The organism is Lentilitoribacter sp. Alg239-R112 (assembly GCF_900537175.1).
GTDB lineage: Bacteria > Pseudomonadota > Alphaproteobacteria > Rhizobiales > Rhizobiaceae > Lentilitoribacter.
In genome coordinates this window covers 163,568-182,135 of record NZ_LS999834.1, presented here as the reverse complement: position 1 = coordinate 182,135, position 18,568 = coordinate 163,568, and the positions used below count along the sequence as shown (strand labels likewise).

Annotated in this window: 19 protein-coding genes; 16 read left to right on the top strand and 3 right to left on the bottom strand. The window is 44.1% G+C overall.

The features are described 5' to 3' along the window. Positions 1–28 precede the first annotated feature (28 nt). From G3W54_RS14155 to G3W54_RS14125, 7 genes are all read left to right on the top strand, one after another. Positions 29–889 carry a septal ring lytic transglycosylase RlpA family protein gene (locus G3W54_RS14155; RefSeq protein ID WP_244627963.1) on the top strand — a complete coding sequence of 287 codons (861 nt, stop codon included), beginning with the start codon at positions 29–31 and terminating at the stop codon, positions 887–889. 77 nt (positions 890–966) lie between these two features. After that, positions 967–2,127 (top strand): D-alanyl-D-alanine carboxypeptidase family protein, encoded by a 1,161-nt coding sequence (locus tag G3W54_RS14150; protein WP_162653934.1) that lies wholly within the window; start codon positions 967–969, stop codon positions 2,125–2,127. 114 nt (positions 2,128–2,241) lie between these two features. Continuing rightward, positions 2,242–2,937, top strand: coding sequence for a dTMP kinase (tmk, locus tag G3W54_RS14145; protein WP_162653933.1), 696 nt, complete (start codon positions 2,242–2,244; stop codon positions 2,935–2,937). Next, positions 2,934–3,953: a DNA polymerase III subunit delta' gene (locus G3W54_RS14140; protein WP_162653932.1), complete on the top strand. Its 1,020-nt coding sequence runs from the start codon at positions 2,934–2,936 to the stop codon at positions 3,951–3,953. The genes tmk and G3W54_RS14140 overlap by 4 nt, the downstream gene beginning before the upstream one ends. Before the next feature lie 69 nt (positions 3,954–4,022). Further along, positions 4,023–5,576: a methionine--tRNA ligase gene (metG, locus tag G3W54_RS14135; RefSeq protein WP_343162569.1), complete on the top strand. Its 1,554-nt coding sequence runs from the start codon at positions 4,023–4,025 to the stop codon at positions 5,574–5,576. Further along, positions 5,569–6,393 (top strand): TatD family hydrolase, encoded by an 825-nt coding sequence (locus G3W54_RS14130; protein WP_244627942.1) that lies wholly within the window; start codon positions 5,569–5,571, stop codon positions 6,391–6,393. Before metG ends, G3W54_RS14130 begins: the two co-directional genes overlap by 8 nt. Further along, positions 6,393–7,214, top strand: a complete 822-nt coding sequence (locus G3W54_RS14125) for an MBL fold metallo-hydrolase (protein WP_162654432.1) — start codon at positions 6,393–6,395, stop codon at positions 7,212–7,214. The genes G3W54_RS14130 and G3W54_RS14125 overlap by 1 nt, the downstream gene beginning before the upstream one ends. A 66-nt stretch (positions 7,215–7,280) precedes the next feature. Here the strand turns inward: G3W54_RS14125 and G3W54_RS14120 are convergent, their stop codons facing one another. Continuing rightward, positions 7,281–7,499, bottom strand: a complete 219-nt coding sequence (locus G3W54_RS14120) for a hypothetical protein (protein WP_162653929.1) — start codon at positions 7,497–7,499, stop codon at positions 7,281–7,283. Positions 7,500–7,799: 300 nt separating this feature from the next. Between G3W54_RS14120 and G3W54_RS14115 the strand changes: the two genes are divergently transcribed. The 9 genes from G3W54_RS14115 (at position 7,800) to G3W54_RS14075 (ending at position 17,890) form a co-directional block, all read left to right on the top strand. Beyond that, positions 7,800–8,882 carry an acyltransferase gene (locus G3W54_RS14115; RefSeq protein ID WP_162653928.1) on the top strand — a complete coding sequence of 361 codons (1,083 nt, stop codon included), beginning with the start codon at positions 7,800–7,802 and terminating at the stop codon, positions 8,880–8,882. Between the two features lie 66 nt (positions 8,883–8,948). Beyond that, entirely contained in the window at positions 8,949–10,184 is a 1,236-nt protein-coding gene (locus tag G3W54_RS14110; protein ID WP_162653927.1) for a cytochrome P450, read from the top strand. 2 nt (positions 10,185–10,186) lie between these two features. Continuing rightward, positions 10,187–10,810, top strand: a complete 624-nt coding sequence (gene tmpT, locus G3W54_RS14105; RefSeq protein WP_162653926.1) for a thiopurine S-methyltransferase — start codon at positions 10,187–10,189, stop codon at positions 10,808–10,810. Between the two features lie 70 nt (positions 10,811–10,880). Continuing rightward, entirely contained in the window at positions 10,881–11,780 is a 900-nt protein-coding gene (locus tag G3W54_RS14100; protein ID WP_162653925.1) for a LysR family transcriptional regulator, read from the top strand. A gap of 97 nt (positions 11,781–11,877) precedes the next feature. Beyond that, entirely contained in the window at positions 11,878–12,357 is a 480-nt protein-coding gene (locus tag G3W54_RS14095) for a formate dehydrogenase subunit gamma (protein WP_162653924.1), read from the top strand. Continuing rightward, positions 12,354–13,901, top strand: coding sequence for an NADH-quinone oxidoreductase subunit NuoF (locus tag G3W54_RS14090; RefSeq protein WP_162653923.1), 1,548 nt, complete (start codon positions 12,354–12,356; stop codon positions 13,899–13,901). The genes G3W54_RS14095 and G3W54_RS14090 overlap by 4 nt, the downstream gene beginning before the upstream one ends. 5 nt (positions 13,902–13,906) lie before the next feature. Further along, positions 13,907–16,792 (top strand): formate dehydrogenase subunit alpha, encoded by a 2,886-nt coding sequence (gene fdhF, locus G3W54_RS14085; RefSeq protein ID WP_162653922.1) that lies wholly within the window; start codon positions 13,907–13,909, stop codon positions 16,790–16,792. A 5-nt stretch (positions 16,793–16,797) separates the two neighbouring features. Beyond that, positions 16,798–17,655, top strand: coding sequence for a formate dehydrogenase accessory sulfurtransferase FdhD (gene fdhD, locus G3W54_RS14080; RefSeq protein ID WP_162653920.1), 858 nt, complete (start codon positions 16,798–16,800; stop codon positions 17,653–17,655). Further along, entirely contained in the window at positions 17,645–17,890 is a 246-nt protein-coding gene (locus G3W54_RS14075) for a formate dehydrogenase subunit delta (protein ID WP_162653918.1), read from the top strand. The genes fdhD and G3W54_RS14075 overlap by 11 nt, the downstream gene beginning before the upstream one ends. Before the next feature lie 49 nt (positions 17,891–17,939). On the opposite strand, the gene G3W54_RS14070 is transcribed toward G3W54_RS14075, so the two are convergent. Further along, the gene (locus tag G3W54_RS14070; RefSeq protein ID WP_162653916.1) at positions 17,940–18,227 is read right to left on the bottom strand and encodes a hypothetical protein; all 288 of its coding nucleotides are present in this window, start codon (positions 18,225–18,227) and stop codon (positions 17,940–17,942) included. 12 nt (positions 18,228–18,239) lie between these two features. Beyond that, a complete protein-coding gene (locus tag G3W54_RS14065) occupies positions 18,240–18,530 on the bottom strand; it encodes an antibiotic biosynthesis monooxygenase (protein ID WP_162653914.1) in 291 nt (96 codons plus the stop codon). Positions 18,531–18,568: the final 38 nt, after the last annotated feature.

Genomic DNA, 18,568 nt, shown 5'->3' with positions numbered 1-18,568 from the left:
GCTAAAGGTTGGGACAAACACCGCAAGTATAAACAATAAAACCAAGTTTTCATCAAAATCTTATGGTGTGGCTGCCAGTCCACGTCTGACAGTTTCTAAAAATGTTAAAAAAGGCGGTGGTCGTGCTGTCGTTGGCAAACCATACAAAGTTCGCGGTAAATGGTATCACCCAAAAGAAGAGCCTGGCTATGATCGCACTGGATTAGCATCGTGGTACGGTCCCAATTTTCATGGTCGATTAACAGCTAATGGTGAGATTTATGATCAATACCATTTATCAGCTGCACACCCCACATTTCCGTTGCCAAGTTATGCTCGTGTAACAAATCAGGAAACTGGTAAATCTGTTGTTGTCCGCGTCAATGATCGTGGTCCTTTTGCGCACAAACGTATCATCGATCTTTCCAGCAAAGCCGCCGACATGCTTGGCACGAAGCAAAAAGGCGTTGCCGATGTTCGCGTTCAGTATATAGGAAGAGCACCTTTACATGGTCAGGATATGCAATATTTGGTTGCATCATACTCAGAAAATGGAAGTCCAGGCATCTTTGCTCAAGGCACCCAATTGGCTGTAAATGCAGTAAAAGCTCCGTTTGAAGTATTTAAAACAGCCAAAGCTGCCAAGCCTGCAAAACCTCCACATCGTGACCTTTTGACCTTGGTGGGTGGCAAAAATGTTTATGTACCCTCTGCTGAAGTAACAGGAACTATTCCCAAACCAGCCAAAACAAATACTATAACTAAAGAGACAGTTTCAAAGACTGTTAAAGCAGCGAAACCAACAGTTCTGGCATCTGCGTTAGAGGCCGAACCGCAAACGGCTGTCGTGAAGCCAAAGCTGACTGTGGATTTGTTAAAAAAATATCACTTGAGAAAAACGATACAATAACTTCAATCATTAGCTAATATGGTTTATCATCAAAACAATTGTATTTTGTTTTGTTTCACCTTTAGGCAACGTGATTGATGCGCACTCACCTCAAATTGAGTTTTTTTGTTCTTGCACTACTTGCAATTCCAGTTGTGTTTTGCCCGCAATTATCTGCGCAGGAATTTCAAACCAAGGCTAAACAAGCATATTTAATTGATGCAAGGACAGGCACAGTTCTCTTCGCCAAAAACGAAGATGAACAAATACCTCCGGCCTCATTGGCAAAAATTATGACTATGGAGATGGTATTTAATGCATTACAAAAAGGTGAGTTAAGCTTAGAAGACACATTTAAAGTATCTGAAAATGCATGGCGAACAGGCGGAGCACCTTCACGCACATCGACAATGTTTGCAGCGCTTAAATCTGAAATTCGAGTTGAAGACCTTATTCGTGGAGCGATTGTTCATTCTGGTAACGATTCTTGTATTATCCTAGCGGAAGGCATGGCTGGAGATGAGGCAACATTTGCGAGCCACATGACGGCACGCGCTGGTGAAATCGGGCTAAAATCATCCGTATTTGCCAATTCGACTGGCCTGCCAGATGAAAAAGCACGGGTGACAATGCGCGATCTTGTAACCCTATCAAAGCATATCTTTGACACATATCCTGAATATTACAAATATTACTCAGAAACTGAATTTACTTGGAACAAGATTAGACAGCTCAATCGTGCGCCATTGTTAACTGCTGGCATTGGTGTAGATGGTCTTAAAACCGGTTTTACCGAGGAATCTGGCTACGCGATTGCATCATCTATTGAGCAAAATGGCCAGCGATTGTTTTTGGCTATGAGTGGTTTAGCAACCAAGAAACAGCGGCAAGAAGAGACAAGACGCATTTTGCTTTGGGCATTAGAAAACTTCAAATCCAAACTACTTTTTAAGAAAGGTGAAAATCTCGGAACTGCCAGTGTTTATGGCGGAGCAGGAGAAATTGACCTAATCGCAGGACAGGACGTCGATATTCTGCTTCCGGCTAATAACACTGAACGGTTGAAAGCCCGTGTTGCTTATAAATGGCCACTTGCAGCGCCTGTGAAAGCCGGTGATGAAGTGGGTGAGGTTCGTATATGGGTTGGCGAGACATTATCACGTACCGCGCCAGTTTTCGCTAAGAGTGACATGGAGAAAGGCGAGTTTCATGACCGTGCATGGGACGCCTTTAAAGAGCTTTTACTATTTTGGTTGTGATAAACCTCTGACAATCCATCAAATTTGCGGTTTCAGGTTCTATTGCCTAATGCTTTGTTATAAATTAGACGGATAGACAATGAGTCTAGCGCGCAATTGATTGTAGGCAGTAACGTGAATTTAAAAAGAGGTCGCTTCATAACCTTCGAAGGAGGGGAAGGGGCAGGGAAATCCACTCAGATCAAACTTCTGGCTGAAAAGCTGAAGAAAATCGGTCATGACGTTGTTGTAACACGCGAGCCAGGTGGCTCGGTTGGTGCGGAAGCTGCAAGACATGTGTTGCTATCTGGCGCAGCGGAAGAATTTGGCGTGCGCATGGAGGCTTTTCTGTTTGCGGCGGCGCGAAGCGACCATGTGGAGGAAGTTATTCGGCCAGCTGTAAAAGCCGGCAGGGTTGTTTTATGTGATCGTTTTGCGGATTCAACGCGAATATACCAAGGTGTTACGGGAAATATTGAGGCAAATCTTTTGGAAAGTCTGGAACGTGTTGCTGTTAACAATATGTATCCGGACATGACATTGATTATTGATGTTCCTGCTGAAGTCGGAATGCGACGAGCTAAAGAACGAAGCGGAACAGGCGGTACACTTGATCGCTTTGAACGCGAAGAAATGGCAACACACGAGATGCGGCGCGAAGGTTTCTTAGATCTTGCAAAAGAAGACCCTGTCCGATGTCGCATAATTGATGGCGATCGGGATGTTAACGCCATATTTCAAGACGTTTTTGAAACTGTGGAGCTCGCTTTGCCTGCCATCTTGCCGAAGAAAGCTAGAGGAAAACGTTTCTCTAAGAATAAGGTCTCATGAGTCTTGAGCTAGAGGGTGCTATACCGCCTGCAGAAAACACAAAATTATTTGGCCACAAGGAAAATGAGAATTTTCTTGCCTCTGCATTTAAATCCGGGCGGATCCACCATGCAATTTTGCTAGAAGGTGAACAAGGCATCGGTAAAGCCACATTTGCTTTTCGCCTTGCCAATCATATCCTAAACAACCCCGATACAGATCAAGCTCCGGATCAGATATCCGACCCAGATCCTGAGAACCCCATTTTTCGTCAGGTTGCTGGTGAAGCATCGCATAATCTTATGCACATCAAATGTGAAGTGGACGCAAAAACAGGCAAAACGAAATCTTCAATCAGCGTGGATGATATCAGAAGAACAGGTAAATTTTTCGCACAGACATCCGGTTCTAATAATTGGCGAATTGCCATTATTGATACAGCCGATGACCTGAATAGATCCGCTGCGAATGCAATTTTAAAGATTCTTGAGGAGCCACCAAAACGAGCGCTTTTTTTGGTTTTATCAAATTCACCAGGAAGATTGTTACCTACCATTCGCTCAAGATGTCTTTCTCTTCATATAAAGTCATTAAATGATCAAGACATGGTGTCTGCATTAAATCATCTAGATGTTGTAAACGGCCTTGATAACGCAAGCATACGCCAACTACTAAAACTGTCAGAGGGGTCGGTTTCCAGAGCTTTGACAATTCTAAATTATGGTGGAGCCGAGCTCATCGGACATTTTAATGATATTATCGATCAGGATAGTCAGGCAGATCGTAAAACGCTGCACAAACTAGCGGAAAGTCTGGCAAAAAAAGATCAGGAAACCAGCTATCACTTCCTTGTTGATCATATGATCACGCATACAATGGAGCAGGCTAAAACGGCTGCGAATGCAGGCCAGATTAGCAAGGCGGCTGAACTTGCGGAATTATCCGAGAAGTTGAACAATCATAAAACTGAGTCTGACATCTATAATCTTGATCGCAAACAGACGATTTTAACTCTATTCTCTATGATGGGAATTTGAGAAAAAACATAGCTATTTCTCAAATTTTCACTTAAGACGCAAACATCATTTCAATTCAAAATATGTGACATCATGACTGATCAAAATAGATATTATATCACGACTGCAATTTCCTACCCTAACGGTGCGCCGCATATCGGCCATGCCTATGAGTTGATTGCAACCGACGTCATGGCAAGGTTTCAACGCTTGGATGGTAAACAAGTGTACTTTCTAACTGGCACAGACGTTCACGGCCAAAAGATGCTGCAAACAGCACAAAAAATGGGGGTTACTGCCGCTGAACTCGCTGCAGAAAACTCTGCTCAATTTATCAATATGGCAGAGGTTTTGAATGCATCAAATGACGATTTCATTCAGACTAGTGAAGAACGCCACCATAAAGCAAGCCAAGAAATCTGGCGCCGTATGGAAGCCAACGGTGATATCTATCTAGATAGTTATTCGGGTTGGTACTCTGTCCGCGATGAAGCTTATTATCAAGAAGATGAAACAGATGTTCGTGAAGACGGAAAACGTTACGGACCACAGGGAACTGAGGTCGAATGGGTAGAAGAGGAAAGTTATTTTTTCCGCTTATCCAAGTACCAGGATATTCTTCTAAAACATTATGAAGATAATGCCGATTTCATAGGGCCTAATTCTCGTCGTAATGAAGTTATGTCTTTCGTAAAATCTGGCCTGAGAGATCTTTCAATCTCGCGCACTACATTTGATTGGGGCGTGTTAGTTCCTGGCAATGAAAAGCACGTAATGTACGTTTGGGTGGATGCACTAACCAACTACATTACAGCGCTCGGTTTTCCGGATGAAAATGCTGAAAATTGGAAATTTTGGCCAGCTGCTGCACATATAATTGGCAAGGATATCATTCGATTTCATGCAATTTACTGGCCGGCATTTTTGATGTCTGCGGGTATCGACTTACCAAAGCGTGTTTTTGCTCATGGTTTTCTCTTTAACAAAGGAGAAAAAATGTCAAAATCACTCGGAAATGTCATTGATCCGATATCTATGGTTGATCATTATGGTCTTGATCAGGTTCGCTTTTTCTTTATGCGCGAGGTGCCATTTGGCAATGATGGCAACTATAGCCACGATGCAATCGTCGGCCGAATAAATTCTGATTTAGCTAATGATTTGGGAAACTTAGCCCAGCGTTCGCTTTCTATGATACATAAAAATTGTGAGGCTAAAGTTCCTACTTGTGGTGAGCTAAGCGCCGAAGATAAGGAGATTTTAACCCAAGTTGATAATCTGCTTACCGGGGCACGTGATGCAATGAATAAGCAAGCTGTGCATCAATATGTTAGCGCAGTATTTGCAACTGTTTCCGAAACTAATAAATATTTCGCAGGTCAAGAGCCTTGGGCCTTAAAGAAAACTGATCCGGAACGTATGGGAACAGTACTTTACGTAACGGCAGAGGTCATCCGGCAAGTTGGTATTTTATGTCAGGCCATTATGCCCGATTCATCCGCTAAACTGCTTGACCTTTTGTTGATAGCAGAAGACGAGCGTAGTTTTGCACAGTTGGGTAAAACCGGACGGCTAAAATCAGGTACTGATCTTCCTAAACCATCAGGTATTTTCCCTCGTTATGTTGAACAAGAAGTTGAGTAGTAACGTGCCAGCAGAACGATCACTAATCGAGGGAACCAAACTTTTGATCGACAGTCACTGCCATCTTGACTTTGAGCAGTTTGACGAAGATCGTGATGAGCTTGTCACACGAGCACAGCAAGCTGGTGTTGGCAGGATGGTAACAATTTGCACCCGCGTGCGGAAGTTTGATCAAGTAAAAGCTGTTGCAGAAAAATACGATAACGTCTTTTGTTCTGTTGGCACACATCCGCTTAATGCAGGCGAAGAACCGGATATCGAACTTAATGAACTCCTAGAACTCTCCAAACACCCGAAATGCGTGGCAATAGGTGAGGCGGGTCTAGACTATTATTATGATAATGCGCCACCCGCGGTGCAAGAAAAAGTTATGCGCACTCATATCTGGGCGGCACGACAAACAGGCTTACCGCTTGTTATTCATGCACGTAATGCTGATGCGCATATGACAGAGATTTTGGAAGATGAAGTTACAAAGGGCGATTTTCCTTTTATTTTACATTGCTTTTCCTCCGGGGCAGAACTTGCCAAAACAGGAGTTCAACTTGGAGGCTATGTTTCTTTTTCCGGTATCTTAACATTCAAAAAATCTGATGAATTACGCGAGATTGCAAAATCTGTTCCCCATGATCGTTTGCTTGTGGAAACTGATGCGCCATATCTTGCGCCGATGCCATTTCGCGGCAAACGAAATGAACCATCTTATGTCGTTCATACCGCTCGTGTTCTGGCAGAAACTGTAGGTCTTGACGAAGATGAGCTATGGTTAAAGACGACGGAAAACTGTCGAAGATTATTTACGAAAATGACGTTCTAATGACCATCAAACCGACAAGTCGCATATTTACTGTATTGGGTTGTGGTTCGTCCCATGGGGTACCGCGCTCGGACGGTGATTGGGGTGCATGTGATCCTAATAATCCTCGAAACAGACGCAGACGTGCGAGTTTATTGATCGAACAATTCGGTCCTATGGGAGAGAAAACAACAGTTGTTGTAGATACCGGTCCTGATTTTAGAGAGCAAATGATCTCAGCTCGCGTCAGATATATTGATGCAGTTATTTATACACACGGACATGCCGATCACATCCACGGTATTGGCGATTTACGCGCTTTTGCAATGGCGCACCGAAAACGCGTACAGATCTACTCTGATAAAGTGACACTCGAGACTTTGGAAGATTCATTCGAGTATTGCTTTAAGACTCCTACAGGAAGTGAATATCCACCGGTCATCGAGCATAACTTGATCAAAGACATGAACACATCAATTGAGATCGACGGCGAGGGTGGAATTATACCACTTATGCCAATTGACCTTATCCACGGTCCGATTCACTCATTGGGTTTTAGAATTGGGAATTTTGCCTACTGCAGTGATGTGAGTCAGTTTCCAGAAGAAAGCATGGAAAAGCTGCTAGGGTTAGACACAATCATTATTGATGCGACTTTACCAAAACCACATTTTAGTCACTTTTCGCTCGATCAAGCAGCAGAATGGGTAAAAAAACTTGGCGCAAAACAAGCATATATAACGCATATGCACACGGCGCTAGACTATGACTATGTCATGTCATCGACACCTGAACACATTGCCCCGTGTTACGATGGACTAAAGATTGAAGTCACTCTCTAAACAGAATTTGGAGAGCGGCACAAAGCCACTCTCCAGTAGAAGTCTTGGGGGGACAAACTCTACTTTTTAAAGTTCAGCAGCAGCAAACTCGTCTGCATCGATTTGCGCATCGAGATTGATATCTACTGCTTTGAATGCATCTTCTGTCATGTCAGGCATTGCTGCAACAACTTCCTCAAATGAAAGATATCCATCAGCATTTGTGTCGATTTCAACGAATTCTGCCGCATTCGCGCCAGTTGCAGTTAGCAATGTTACTGTAGCAAGTGTTAGGAACTTTTTCATTTTAATTCTCCTTGTTAAACATGCCAAACTCTTAGAGGTTTGACCGTTCGTCGTTTATTTTAGTTATTCGCTACCGTTATTGGCTTCATTGCGAATAACAACAAGATGACGATGTTTTGTGTTTGAGGAAGGGCGAAATTAGGACAATTCATGGCCAAGAAATCAAAAAAAATGCGGTTTTTGAAAGACTCGTAATTTTGCGCGATTACATGGGCTAAATTTGATCACGCATGGATTCAGCCGTTAACCTAAAGTTAGCATTTTGATTGAAAATCTCACCAAATTTGGCAATTTAGGTAAATGAAGCCTGAAAACCGCAACTATTATCCTAATCTTGATATTATCCGCTTTTTGGCGGCATTTTGGGTTATGCTTGCACATTACGGACATATCGGTCCCTATATGGGTTTGACCGGATATGGACCTAGCCAGGGAATTGCAGCCCTGTTTTTTCAATACGGGTATTTGGGCGTTCCTATATTTTTTATTCTTTCCGGCTTTGTTATCGCTCATGTTAGTACTGATATTCATCCACTTAGATTTATGTCCAACCGTATCTTAAGGCTAATGCCTGCATTTTGGATTTGTATGACAGTAAGTTTTTTACTCATTGCGTTGCTTGATGGTACAAATATTTTGAATCTTAAATTATGGTTCGCAAACTTGCTTCTCCTTCCTCAAACTCTTGGTCACCCTTTTGTGGATGGTGTTTACTGGACCCTCGTGCTTGAATTTGTGTTCTATGGTTGGGTATTTATTTTGTTACTGTCTGATGTTTTTCATAAGCATCTATTGAAAATCTGCTCCATTTGGCTTGGCATCTCGTTCGCAAATATAATGCTGTTGGAAAACCGAATCATCGAGCTCGTATTCATTACCTACTATGCAGGTGCTTTCGTCTGTGGCCTTGTGATGTGGCATGCCAAGCAAAATAGATGGACAGCGCCCCACGCTCTGCTCATGGTGATTTCGGGAGTGTCATTATCACTGGGTATCAAACACCTTGGCATACAGGCTCAGCTTCCAAATTTCAGCAATCAACCTGATTTACTGGTGTCTACCATTTGCGCAATATTATCGATTGGTGCCGTTGCTATTGGGATTTTTGGCAAAATTATTCCCATTAAGCATTCGTTCGCAGTGATGTTGGGTGCGATATCCTATCCACTCTATCTCATTCATCAAGAAGTCGGGTATATAGTATTGCAAAAATTAGCTGAACTCAGATTAAATCCGATTCAAGCGGTAACACTAGTCATTTTATTAGTAATAACCCTATCTTACATCGTCCATCAAGCTTGTGAAAAACCAATTCGTCGATTTTTAAAATCGGAAATGGCATACTTCGTTATGTCCAGATTTCCCAGATTAAATCAAAGTTAGACTATGGCTTCTTATCACCTTCATTGTTAGTGTTTCTGGTAAACTCTAAAAATATATGGTGCCAATTTGAGTAAGCAACAAATCCACTTCGACCCGTTTTCAAATGCATTTTCCGAAAATCCATATCGTATCTATCGGGAATTAAGAGAAAGCGGTAAAGCGCATTATTTTGAACCTCAAAATTTGTGGCTTTTATCTCGATATGAGGATGTTTCAGCGATAGCACGCAACCCAAAAATGGTGCGTTCGCTTGATGGCTTGGAAACAGTGGAACAAACAAAAAAACGACAGCGAGCTGCAAACTGGCACGATATGCCATACCACGAACGTGTTGTTCAATTTAGCTTACTTGATAGTGATGGCGACATACATAGACGCCTTCGCAAACAGATTTTTGGAGAGTTTACCGCTCGCTCCATCGCCCATCTGGAAAATGTTGTGCAGACCTTTGTGGATGGACTTTTGGATAAACTTCAACAAAGGGATGATATCGAATTTATTAATGATTTTGCAGCTCATATCCCCGGCTATGTGATCGGTTATCTTTTAGGTGCACCTGAGGAAAATTGCTCACAACTTCGCCTTTGGTCAGAACAAATCGTTCAGTTCTTTGATGTTGATCGCAGCGATGAAAAGAAAACAATTGCGGAGAATGCTACAAAAGAATTTTATCATTTTCTGGAAGATTTACGGGCTGAACGTGCGCGCAAACCGCAAGATGATCTCATATCAAAGATGATTATTGACGAGCGTGAAGGCCGCTACACGAGAGATGAGTTTATTTCGACTTGCATGTTAATTCTAATGGCAGGTCACGGCTCCACCATCGATGTACTTGGTAGTGGTATGCATACGCTACTTCAACACCCTCAATCAATGAGAGCTTTACAAGAAGACCCTGAACTAACGCCCACGGCCATTCAAGAAATGTTCCGTTTTGAGTCCCCACTTCCTTTTTTTCATCGCCATGCCTTGGAGGATGTAAAAATTGCCGGACAGCACTTCAAGAAAGGTACAACTTTTGGATTGCTTTATGGTTCTGCAAATCGGGATCCAGAGCAGTTCGAACAAGCTGATGAGTTCATAATTACACGAACACCAAACAGGCACTTGGCATTTGGGCAGGGAGCCCATTTATGTTTAGGAAATAATCTAGCGCGACTAAACATGAGGATTATATTTGATACTCTGCTTCACAGATTCAGTAACATTCAGCTAGTTGACGAAAGGGTTATTTATAAGAGTGGTCTCTCAGTCCGTGGGCCAAAAGCGCTTAACATATCCTGGCAAGTAAAGGCATAAACATGAAAGCAGACTTTTGGCATGATAGGTGGAAAACAAGAAATATCAGGTTCCACAAACCTGAAGCGAATCCGACTTTGATTGAACATTTTGATACACTCGAACTTGTCGACAATGCTCGTATTTTTCTCCCGCTTTGCGGCAAAACATTAGATATTGCTTGGCTGCTCTCAAGCGGATATCAAGTTGTTGGTGCTGAGCTAAGCGAAATAGCAATTATTGAATTATTTGATGAACTTGGTATTACCCCCAAGATCACAGACATTGATAGTTTTAAACTTTACTCCGCTGAAAATATTGATATTTTCGTTGGAGACATTTTTGACCTGACGCCCCCTATGCTTGGGCATGTTGATGCTGTTTACGACCGTGCAGCGCTTGTTGCATTGCCCGCTGATGTTCGCAGCAGCTACGCCAAGCACCTCACCCAGATTACAAATAATGCCCAACAACTTCTTTTAACATTGGAATATGATCAATCCGTTCGAAACGGGCCACCATTTTCTGTGCCTCAGACGAAAGTAGAAACGCACTACCGTTCAATATTTATCGTAAATGTTCTTGCAGATGATGGTGAAGATTACGACATGAAAGAACTAGTGTTTCATCTTATTCCACGCAGATAACATTTCTTGCTGGTTGCTTATTTGCTCAATCTCAGATTATGAATATACGACAGTAGTTGGGAAAACACAGATGATCGATAAGCTGGAATTCTATCTTGCGCTCGTAAAACATGAGCATTTTGGCAAAGCGGCGGAGGCTTCCGGCGTTACACAACCAACCTTGTCATCAGCCATTCGTCAGCTGGAAGATCATTTGGGAGTTGTCCTGGTTCAACGTGGTTCGCGTTTCAAAGGCCTTACACAAGAAGGACAGCGCGTACATGAGTGGGCGCAGAGCATCGTTAATGACACGCGAGCTATGCGCGATGAGATGAAAAATGCGCGAAGCGGACTATCTGGTCATATTCGCATTGCAACCATACCCACAGCATCGGCAACTATCCATGAACTGACGCTGCCAATTCTGGAAAAACACCCTTCAGTTTCATTTACCATCACAGCATGTACATCAATTGAAGTTTTGTCCAAGCTTGAAAATTTCGAAATTGATGCCGGTATTACATATTTAAATGATGAACCCTTGAGCGGAAAATTCATTTCTCTTCCGATTTTTGCTGAACAATATCAACTTATTGTAAAAGAAGGCGGTCCAATGAGTGATCGTGACTCCGTCGAATGGAGGGAATTGGAAGGAATACCTTTATGCCTTCTTACGCCAGACATGCAAAACCGCCGGATAATTAATAGATATTTGGATGCTGCTGGCATTAAAATCACCCCGTTGCTTCAATCCGATTCTATGTTGGTGTTATTTTCCCACGTGATGAATGGAAAATGGGCAAGCATTATGCCATTCAATCTGGCTGAACAAATGAGTTTTGGTAGCGATATCAAAGGTATTCCGATTAAAAACCCCAATGCCAAACATATTGTTGGGATTGTTGCGGCCAAACGAGAACCTAATACGCCTGTCGTAGCTGCGCTTCTTTATGAGGCAAATCGCTTGGCACAGCGTAATCTCAAAGCTTGATAGAATTCTTCTATCGATCAACGGGATACACTTATTGATTTTGCAATAATTTCGCGTGATTATACCCAGATAGCTTGCGATTTTGGGAGGTAGCTAAATGTCACTTGGTATTATTACCGATGAGATTGAAGCAGTCACATCTGACATTATTGATAAATTACAATCACTTGAAGGTCCGATGCTGCCCATTTTAAATGGAATACAAGAGACGTTTGGTTATATTCCAAAAGATTCGCTAGCCGTTATTGCTGATAAGCTAAATCTATCGAAGGCTGAGGTGCACGGCGTTGTGAGCTTTTATCACGATTACCGCACGGAACCGGCGGGCAAACATATTGTCAAAATCTGCCGCGCCGAAGCGTGTCAATCCATGGGCATAAATGAATTATCTGATAAATTATTATCACTTTTGGGGCTCAAGTGGGGCGAAACCTCAAATGACGGCAATGTTACAGTTGAAGCTACATACTGCTTGGGTCTGTGCGCTTGCGCACCCGCTGCCATGGTTGACGGTAAACTGGTTGCGCGACTTGATAACGCTAAAATCGAAGCTCTTGCAGCGGAGATCTTGTCATGAGTGGAAGAATTTTTATTTCACAAGACAGTGCATCCGTCGCGCTCGGTGCTAACGACGTCGCCAACGCGGTCGCGATTTCCAATCAGGATATCGAAATTATTCGCACGGGTTCACGCGGCATGATCTGGCTGGAGCCAATGATCGAGGTGGAAACACCCGAAGGCCGCATGGCCTATGGCCCTGTTGGTGTTGATGACATTGGCCCACTCTATGATGCAGGCATGTTGGAAGGCAAGCAAGAGCATCCACTTTCACTTGGCTTAGCTGAAGAAATTCCGTTTTTTAAGAAACAAACACGGCTGGTGTTTGAGCGTTGTGGTCGAACTGATCCGTTATCCTTGGAAGATTATAGGGCTAATAACGGTTTAAAGGGACTTACGGCAGCACTTGCGCAGTCGGCCCAAAATATCGTCAAAACGGTCACAGATTCGGGCCTGCGTGGTCGTGGTGGTGCAGGGTTTCCAACTGGGATAAAATGGGACACGGTCCTTAACGCTCAAGCAGATCAGAAATACATCGTCTGCAATGCGGATGAGGGCGATAGCGGCACATTTGCCGATCGAATGATCATGGAGGGTGACCCATTTGTTGTTCTTGAGGGTATGATAATCGCTGGCTTGGCGGTAGGTGCCACCAAGGGCTATATCTATCTTCGGTCTGAATATCCTGATGCAGGCATTATTTTGAACAAAGCCATCGACATTGCAAAAGGTAATGGCATTTTGGGCCCATCTGTGATGGGCTCCGATAACGCCTTCGATATCGAAATACGCATTGGGGCAGGGGCCTATGTTTGTGGTGAGGAAACATCATTACTAGAAAGTCTGGAAGGTAAACGCGGTATTGTTCGCGCTAAACCTCCTCTCCCTGCCCATAAAGGGTTTATGGGCAAACCCACGGTAGTCAACAACGTCATTTCGCTCGCTTCTGTTCCAATTATTATGGACAAGGGCGCCGAGTATTATGCCGATTTTGGAATGGGCCGATCACGTGGTACAATGCCCATCCAAATTGCTGGAAATGTGAGGCATGGCGGTCTCTTTGAAGCAGCATTTGGCATGACGCTGGGTGAAATTGTTGATGAAATCGGCGGTGGAACGGCTACTGGTCGCCCTGTGCGAGCTGTACAAGTCGGTGGGCCTTTGGGTGCTTATTTCCCACGCGATTTGTTTGATACGCCTTTTGATTATGAAGCATTTGCCGCCAAAGATGGCTTGATTGGTCATGCAGGAATTGTTGTCTTTGATGATAGTGTCGATATGCTTGCTCAGGCGCGCTTTGCGATGGAATTTTGCGCCATTGAAAGTTGCGGTAAATGTACGCCGTGCCGAATTGGTTCAACACGCGGCGTAGAAGTTGCGGACAATATTCGCAACGGTGATGATGCAAAAGAGCAGATCGAAATATTGACCGATCTCTGTAACACCATGAAATTTGGTTCGCTCTGTGCATTGGGTGGCTTTACGCCTTATCCTGTTATGAGTGCGCTTACACATTTTCCTGAAGATTTCTTCCCTAAACAGCACATCGAAGCTGCGGAGTAATTGAGATGCCATTGATTAAAGAATTAGATTTCGGAACGCCTGAATCAAAATCAGAAAATATGGTTTCCATCATTGTCGATGGTGTCGAAGTTTCGGTGCCAGAGGGCACATCTGTTATGCGTGCATCACAAGAAGCTGGCATTAAAGTTCCAAAACTTTGCGCGACAGATATGGTGGATGCCTTTGGCTCGTGTCGTCTTTGTCTGGTGGAAATCGAGGGCCGTCGCGACACGCCAGCTTCGTGCACAACGCTTGTCGAGGAAGGTATGGTTGTTAAAACGCAGACCGAGCCTCTTAAGAAAATTCGCAAAGGCGTGATGGAGCTTTATATTTCCGATCATCCACTCGATTGCCTAACCTGTGCGGCCAATGGTGATTGCGAATTGCAGGATATGGCAGGCGAAGTTGGCCTTCGTGATGTTCGCTATGGTTATGAAGGTGAAAATCATGTGGTTGCGCGCCAGAATGGCGAGGAAAACCCCAAATATATCGCCAAGGACGAGAGCAACCCATATTTTACCTATGATCCAGCAAAGTGCATTGTATGCTCACGTTGTGTACGCGCATGCGAAGAAGTGCAGGGCACTTTTGCACTGACCATAGAAGGTCGGGGCTTTGACAGCCGCGTATCGCCAGGCATGTCAGGCGATGACTTTATGTCATCTGAGTGTGTGTCTTGCGGTGCCTGTGTTCAGGCTTGCCCAACGGCAACTTTGCAGGAAAAATCGATTATTGAAATTGGCCAACCAGAGCATTCGAAGATCACAACATGCGCTTATTGCGGTGTAGGGTGCTCATTTAAAGCTGAAATGCGTGGCGAAGAGCTTGTCCGTATGGTTCCCTATAAGGATGGTAAAGCAAACCGTGGGCATTCCTGCGTAAAAGGGCGTTTTGCCTGGGGGTATGCGACCCATCAAGATCGTATCTTAAACCCAATGGTTCGCGAGAAGGTGACAGACCCTTGGCGTGAAGTGTCTTGGGATGAGGCTTTCAAACATGTTGCAACCGAATTTCGTCGTATTCAGTATCAGCATGGCAAAGGCGCTATTGGCGGCATTACATCATCTCGTTGCACGAATGAGGAAACATACCTCGTGCAAAAGCTGATCCGCGCTGGTTTTGGCAATAACAATGTTGATACATGCGCACGCGTTTGTCACTCGCCAACGGGTTATGGGTTGGGTCAGGCTTATGGAACATCTGCCGGTACACAAGACTTTGACAGTGTCGAAGATACCGACGTTGCAATCATCATTGGTGCAAATCCATCAGCTGCACATCCAGTGTTTGCCTCTCGCTTGAAAAAACGATTGCGGGCAGGTGCTAAATTAATTGTCATCGATCCTCGTGTAACTGAATCCGTGCGTTCTCCACATGTTGAAGCATCACATCACCTGCCGCTACGTCCAGGTACAAATGTAGCGGTGATGACATCGCTTGCACATGTCATCATCACCGAAGGCCTTGCAGACGAGACCTTTATTCGTGAGCGTTGTGACTGGTCCGAGTTTGAAGACTGGGCGAGTTTTGTTTCAGATGAAAAACATAGTCCAGAGGCAACTGAAAGCTACACTGGCGTTCCAGCCGAAGAGCTTCGCGGTGCAGCTCGTCTTTATGCAACAGGTGGAAATGGTGCCATTTATTATGGTCTGGGCGTAACTGAACATAGCCAAGGCTCAACGACTGTTATGGCGATCGCCAATCTTGCCATGGTAACAGGCAATATTGGACGCAAAGGCGTGGGTGTGAACCCGCTCCGTGGTCAAAACAATGTTCAGGGCGCTTGTGATATGGGTTCATTCCCGCATGAACTTCCTGGTTATCGTCATATTTCAGGTGATGCCACACGTGACATTTTTGAAAAAATGTGGGGTGTTGAACTTAACAATGAGCCAGGTCTTCGCATTCCAAATATGCTTGATGCTGCTGTTGAGGGTTCTTTTCGCGGTATTTACATTCAAGGTGAAGACATATTGCAATCCGACCCTGATACTAAACATGTTCAGGCGGGTCTGGCAGCAATGGAATGTGTGGTTGTGCATGATCTATTCCTAAATGAAACCGCAAACTACGCTCATGTGTTCTTGCCGGGCTCCACATTCTTGGAAAAGGATGGCACGTTCACCAATGCCGAACGTCGTATCAACCGTGTTCGCCGCGTCATGTCTCCCAAGAATGGCCTTGCCGACTGGGAAGTAACTCAAAAGCTTGCACAGGCAATGGGTGCGGATTGGAATTATAGCCATCCATCTGAAATCATGGATGAAATTGCAGCAACAACGCCAAGTTTTACCAATGTGAATTACGATCTTCTGGAAGAAAAGGGTTCCGCTCAATGGCCGTGCAATGAAAATGCGCCAGAAGGCACACCTATTATGCACATGGATGGATTTGTGCGAGGGAAGGGGCGTTTCATCCGTACAGAATATGTGGCAACGGATGAGAAATCTGGACCAAGGTTCCCGCTTCTTCTGACAACGGGTCGTATTTTAAGCCAATATAATGTGGGTGCACAAACACGCCGAACGGAAAACTCGCGTTGGCACGAAGAAGACTTGCTTGAAATTCACCCGCATGATGCTGAACAACGCGGCATTAATGAGGGTGACTTTGTCCGTCTTGCATCCCGCTCTGGCGAAACAACATTACGGGCGACTTTAACCGAACGTGTGGCAACTGGCGTTGTTTATACAACATTCCACCATCCAGATACGCAAGCTAATGTGATCACGACTGATTTCTCGGACTGGGCAACAAACTGCCCGGAATATAAAGTCACAGCGGTGCAAGTTAGCCCATCAAATGGACCATCCGAATGGCAAATTGAATATAATGAGCAAGCTGATCAATCTCGACGTATCAAAATGCCAGTTATTGAGCCTGCGGAGTAGCAAGCGTGACGCGACGTAAAACATATGCGCATGTTTCTCGTACCATCTCAAAAAATGGTTCCTTAGAAGCTGCTTCACGGACTGTGCCGGAGGAAGTGCCGGTAGCATTTACCTATGGCGGCACAACGCATGCCGTGATGATGGCAACACCCGCTGATATAGAAGATTTTGCAATAGGGTTTAGCCTGTCAGAACAGATCATTAGAATGCCAACCGACATTATGAATATGGATATATTGGACGTCGGCAAAGGTATTGATGTTCAAATGGAGCTTACGAAAGAATTGCAATCTAATTTTACCGCCGCACGCCGCGCTATGGCAGGCCCTGTAGGGTGCGGTCTATGTGGAATAGAGTCCATCGAAGATATCTTGCGTGAGTTACCAGAACTTAGCGAAAACAAATTTCAATTGTCACATGAAATTGTCAGTCGTGCTGTTGAACAACTTGATAACAAGCAGGAAATTCGTGCGGAAACTGGCGCAGTACACGCCGCAGGTTTCTTATCATCATCAGGTGATCTAGAACTCATTCGAGAGGATGTAGGTCGACATAACGCACTTGATAAACTTCTTGGCGCACTGGCACGGGAAAACAGAGACACGAGCAAAGGCGCAATTGTGCTTACATCACGCGTATCAGTTGATCTTATTCAGAAAATCGCAATTTCAGGCACACCGATTTTGATCGCCGTATCAACCCCAACAGCGCTCGCGATACGTACAGCAGAGCAGGCGGGTCTAACTCTGATCGCCCTTGCCCGTGTCGATAGTTTTGAAATTTACACACATCCAAATCGTGTACAGTTGGCTGGTGTTCAATTAGCCAAAGCCCAATCAGAGAGTAATTCAGATGTCGCATGACGAGCATAAAGACAAGCTAAATAAGAAACTGATCCGAATGGGCAACCAGATCGCGACCTTCTTCTCATCACAGGATCAGACAACCGCGTCAAAAGACGTAGCTGAACATATCAATAAGTTCTGGGAGCCCCGCATGCGACGTGATCTATTTGATATATCCGACAAATCAACAGATGGTTTTCATGATTTGCTTGTGGCAGCTTTGCCATCGATAAATAAACCACGTACCGAATGATTCAGATAGATTATCTGGCATCCGCCGCAACGAATGCCAGATAAAGGATTTAAATTAATTGTCTTTGATAAGACTGAGAATTGGATGGTTCGCTATTTTTCCATTCTTCAATCAAAACAATAAAATTATCGTTCTTGACAATTTTCTGGGATAAAAATCCGGGCATTTTACGCCGATTGGTTATCTCTGAAAATTGTGAGTCGGAGCCCGATAATTTCATCTTCGTTACCGAAGTTATAATTTTTTCTGAATCAAAGATTTTACTTTTGACAGGCAAGCTGCTGACAGCAAATAAAATGGCAGCCGCAGTTAGTGTTTCGCGTCTGGTAATTTCCATATCGACAAGCCTTTATATCATAACTCTATGATAATACTGAACATCCGGCGGGCCCATCATGTAAGAAAGCAGCTCTTTCATAACGCCATTTTCAGAGATTGCAGCTATATAGGCCTGATGGTGCTCTTGTGATTTCCATTCCTCGAGAAGCAACAATTTATTGCTAGTTTCCTCGAATAGAATGGAAACAGACAAAGCACCGTCAAAACCACGCACTGCGGGTAGTTTTTCTTCCAAAAACGGTTTCAAATCGGCATATGCACCATCTCGAACAGTCAATTCTAATGTAACCCAAACACTCATATCTTTCTCCTTTTGTTGAGTTGCGACTTTTTAGGAGA

Bases quoted from the DNA above. Each gene is read 5' to 3' on its own strand.
- G3W54_RS14150 (WP_162653934.1), top strand. From the start codon at position 967: ATGCGCACTCACCTCAAATTGAGTTTTTTTGTTCTTGCACTACTTGCA.
- G3W54_RS14140 (WP_162653932.1), top strand. From the start codon at position 2,934: ATGAGTCTTGAGCTAGAGGGTGCTATACCGCCTGCAGAAAACACAAAA.
- G3W54_RS14125 (WP_162654432.1), top strand. From the start codon at position 6,393: ATGACCATCAAACCGACAAGTCGCATATTTACTGTATTGGGTTGTGGT.
- G3W54_RS14120 (WP_162653929.1), bottom strand. From the start codon at position 7,499: ATGAAAAAGTTCCTAACACTTGCTACAGTAACATTGCTAACTGCAACT.
- G3W54_RS14115 (WP_162653928.1), top strand. From the start codon at position 7,800: ATGAAGCCTGAAAACCGCAACTATTATCCTAATCTTGATATTATCCGC.
- tmpT (WP_162653926.1), top strand. From the start codon at position 10,187: ATGAAAGCAGACTTTTGGCATGATAGGTGGAAAACAAGAAATATCAGG.
- G3W54_RS14100 (WP_162653925.1), top strand. From the start codon at position 10,881: ATGATCGATAAGCTGGAATTCTATCTTGCGCTCGTAAAACATGAGCAT.
- G3W54_RS14095 (WP_162653924.1), top strand. From the start codon at position 11,878: ATGTCACTTGGTATTATTACCGATGAGATTGAAGCAGTCACATCTGAC.
- G3W54_RS14090 (WP_162653923.1), top strand. From the start codon at position 12,354: ATGAGTGGAAGAATTTTTATTTCACAAGACAGTGCATCCGTCGCGCTC.
- fdhF (WP_162653922.1), top strand. From the start codon at position 13,907: ATGCCATTGATTAAAGAATTAGATTTCGGAACGCCTGAATCAAAATCA.
- G3W54_RS14075 (WP_162653918.1), top strand. From the start codon at position 17,645: ATGTCGCATGACGAGCATAAAGACAAGCTAAATAAGAAACTGATCCGA.
- G3W54_RS14070 (WP_162653916.1), bottom strand. From the start codon at position 18,227: ATGGAAATTACCAGACGCGAAACACTAACTGCGGCTGCCATTTTATTT.
- G3W54_RS14065 (WP_162653914.1), bottom strand. From the start codon at position 18,530: ATGAGTGTTTGGGTTACATTAGAATTGACTGTTCGAGATGGTGCATAT.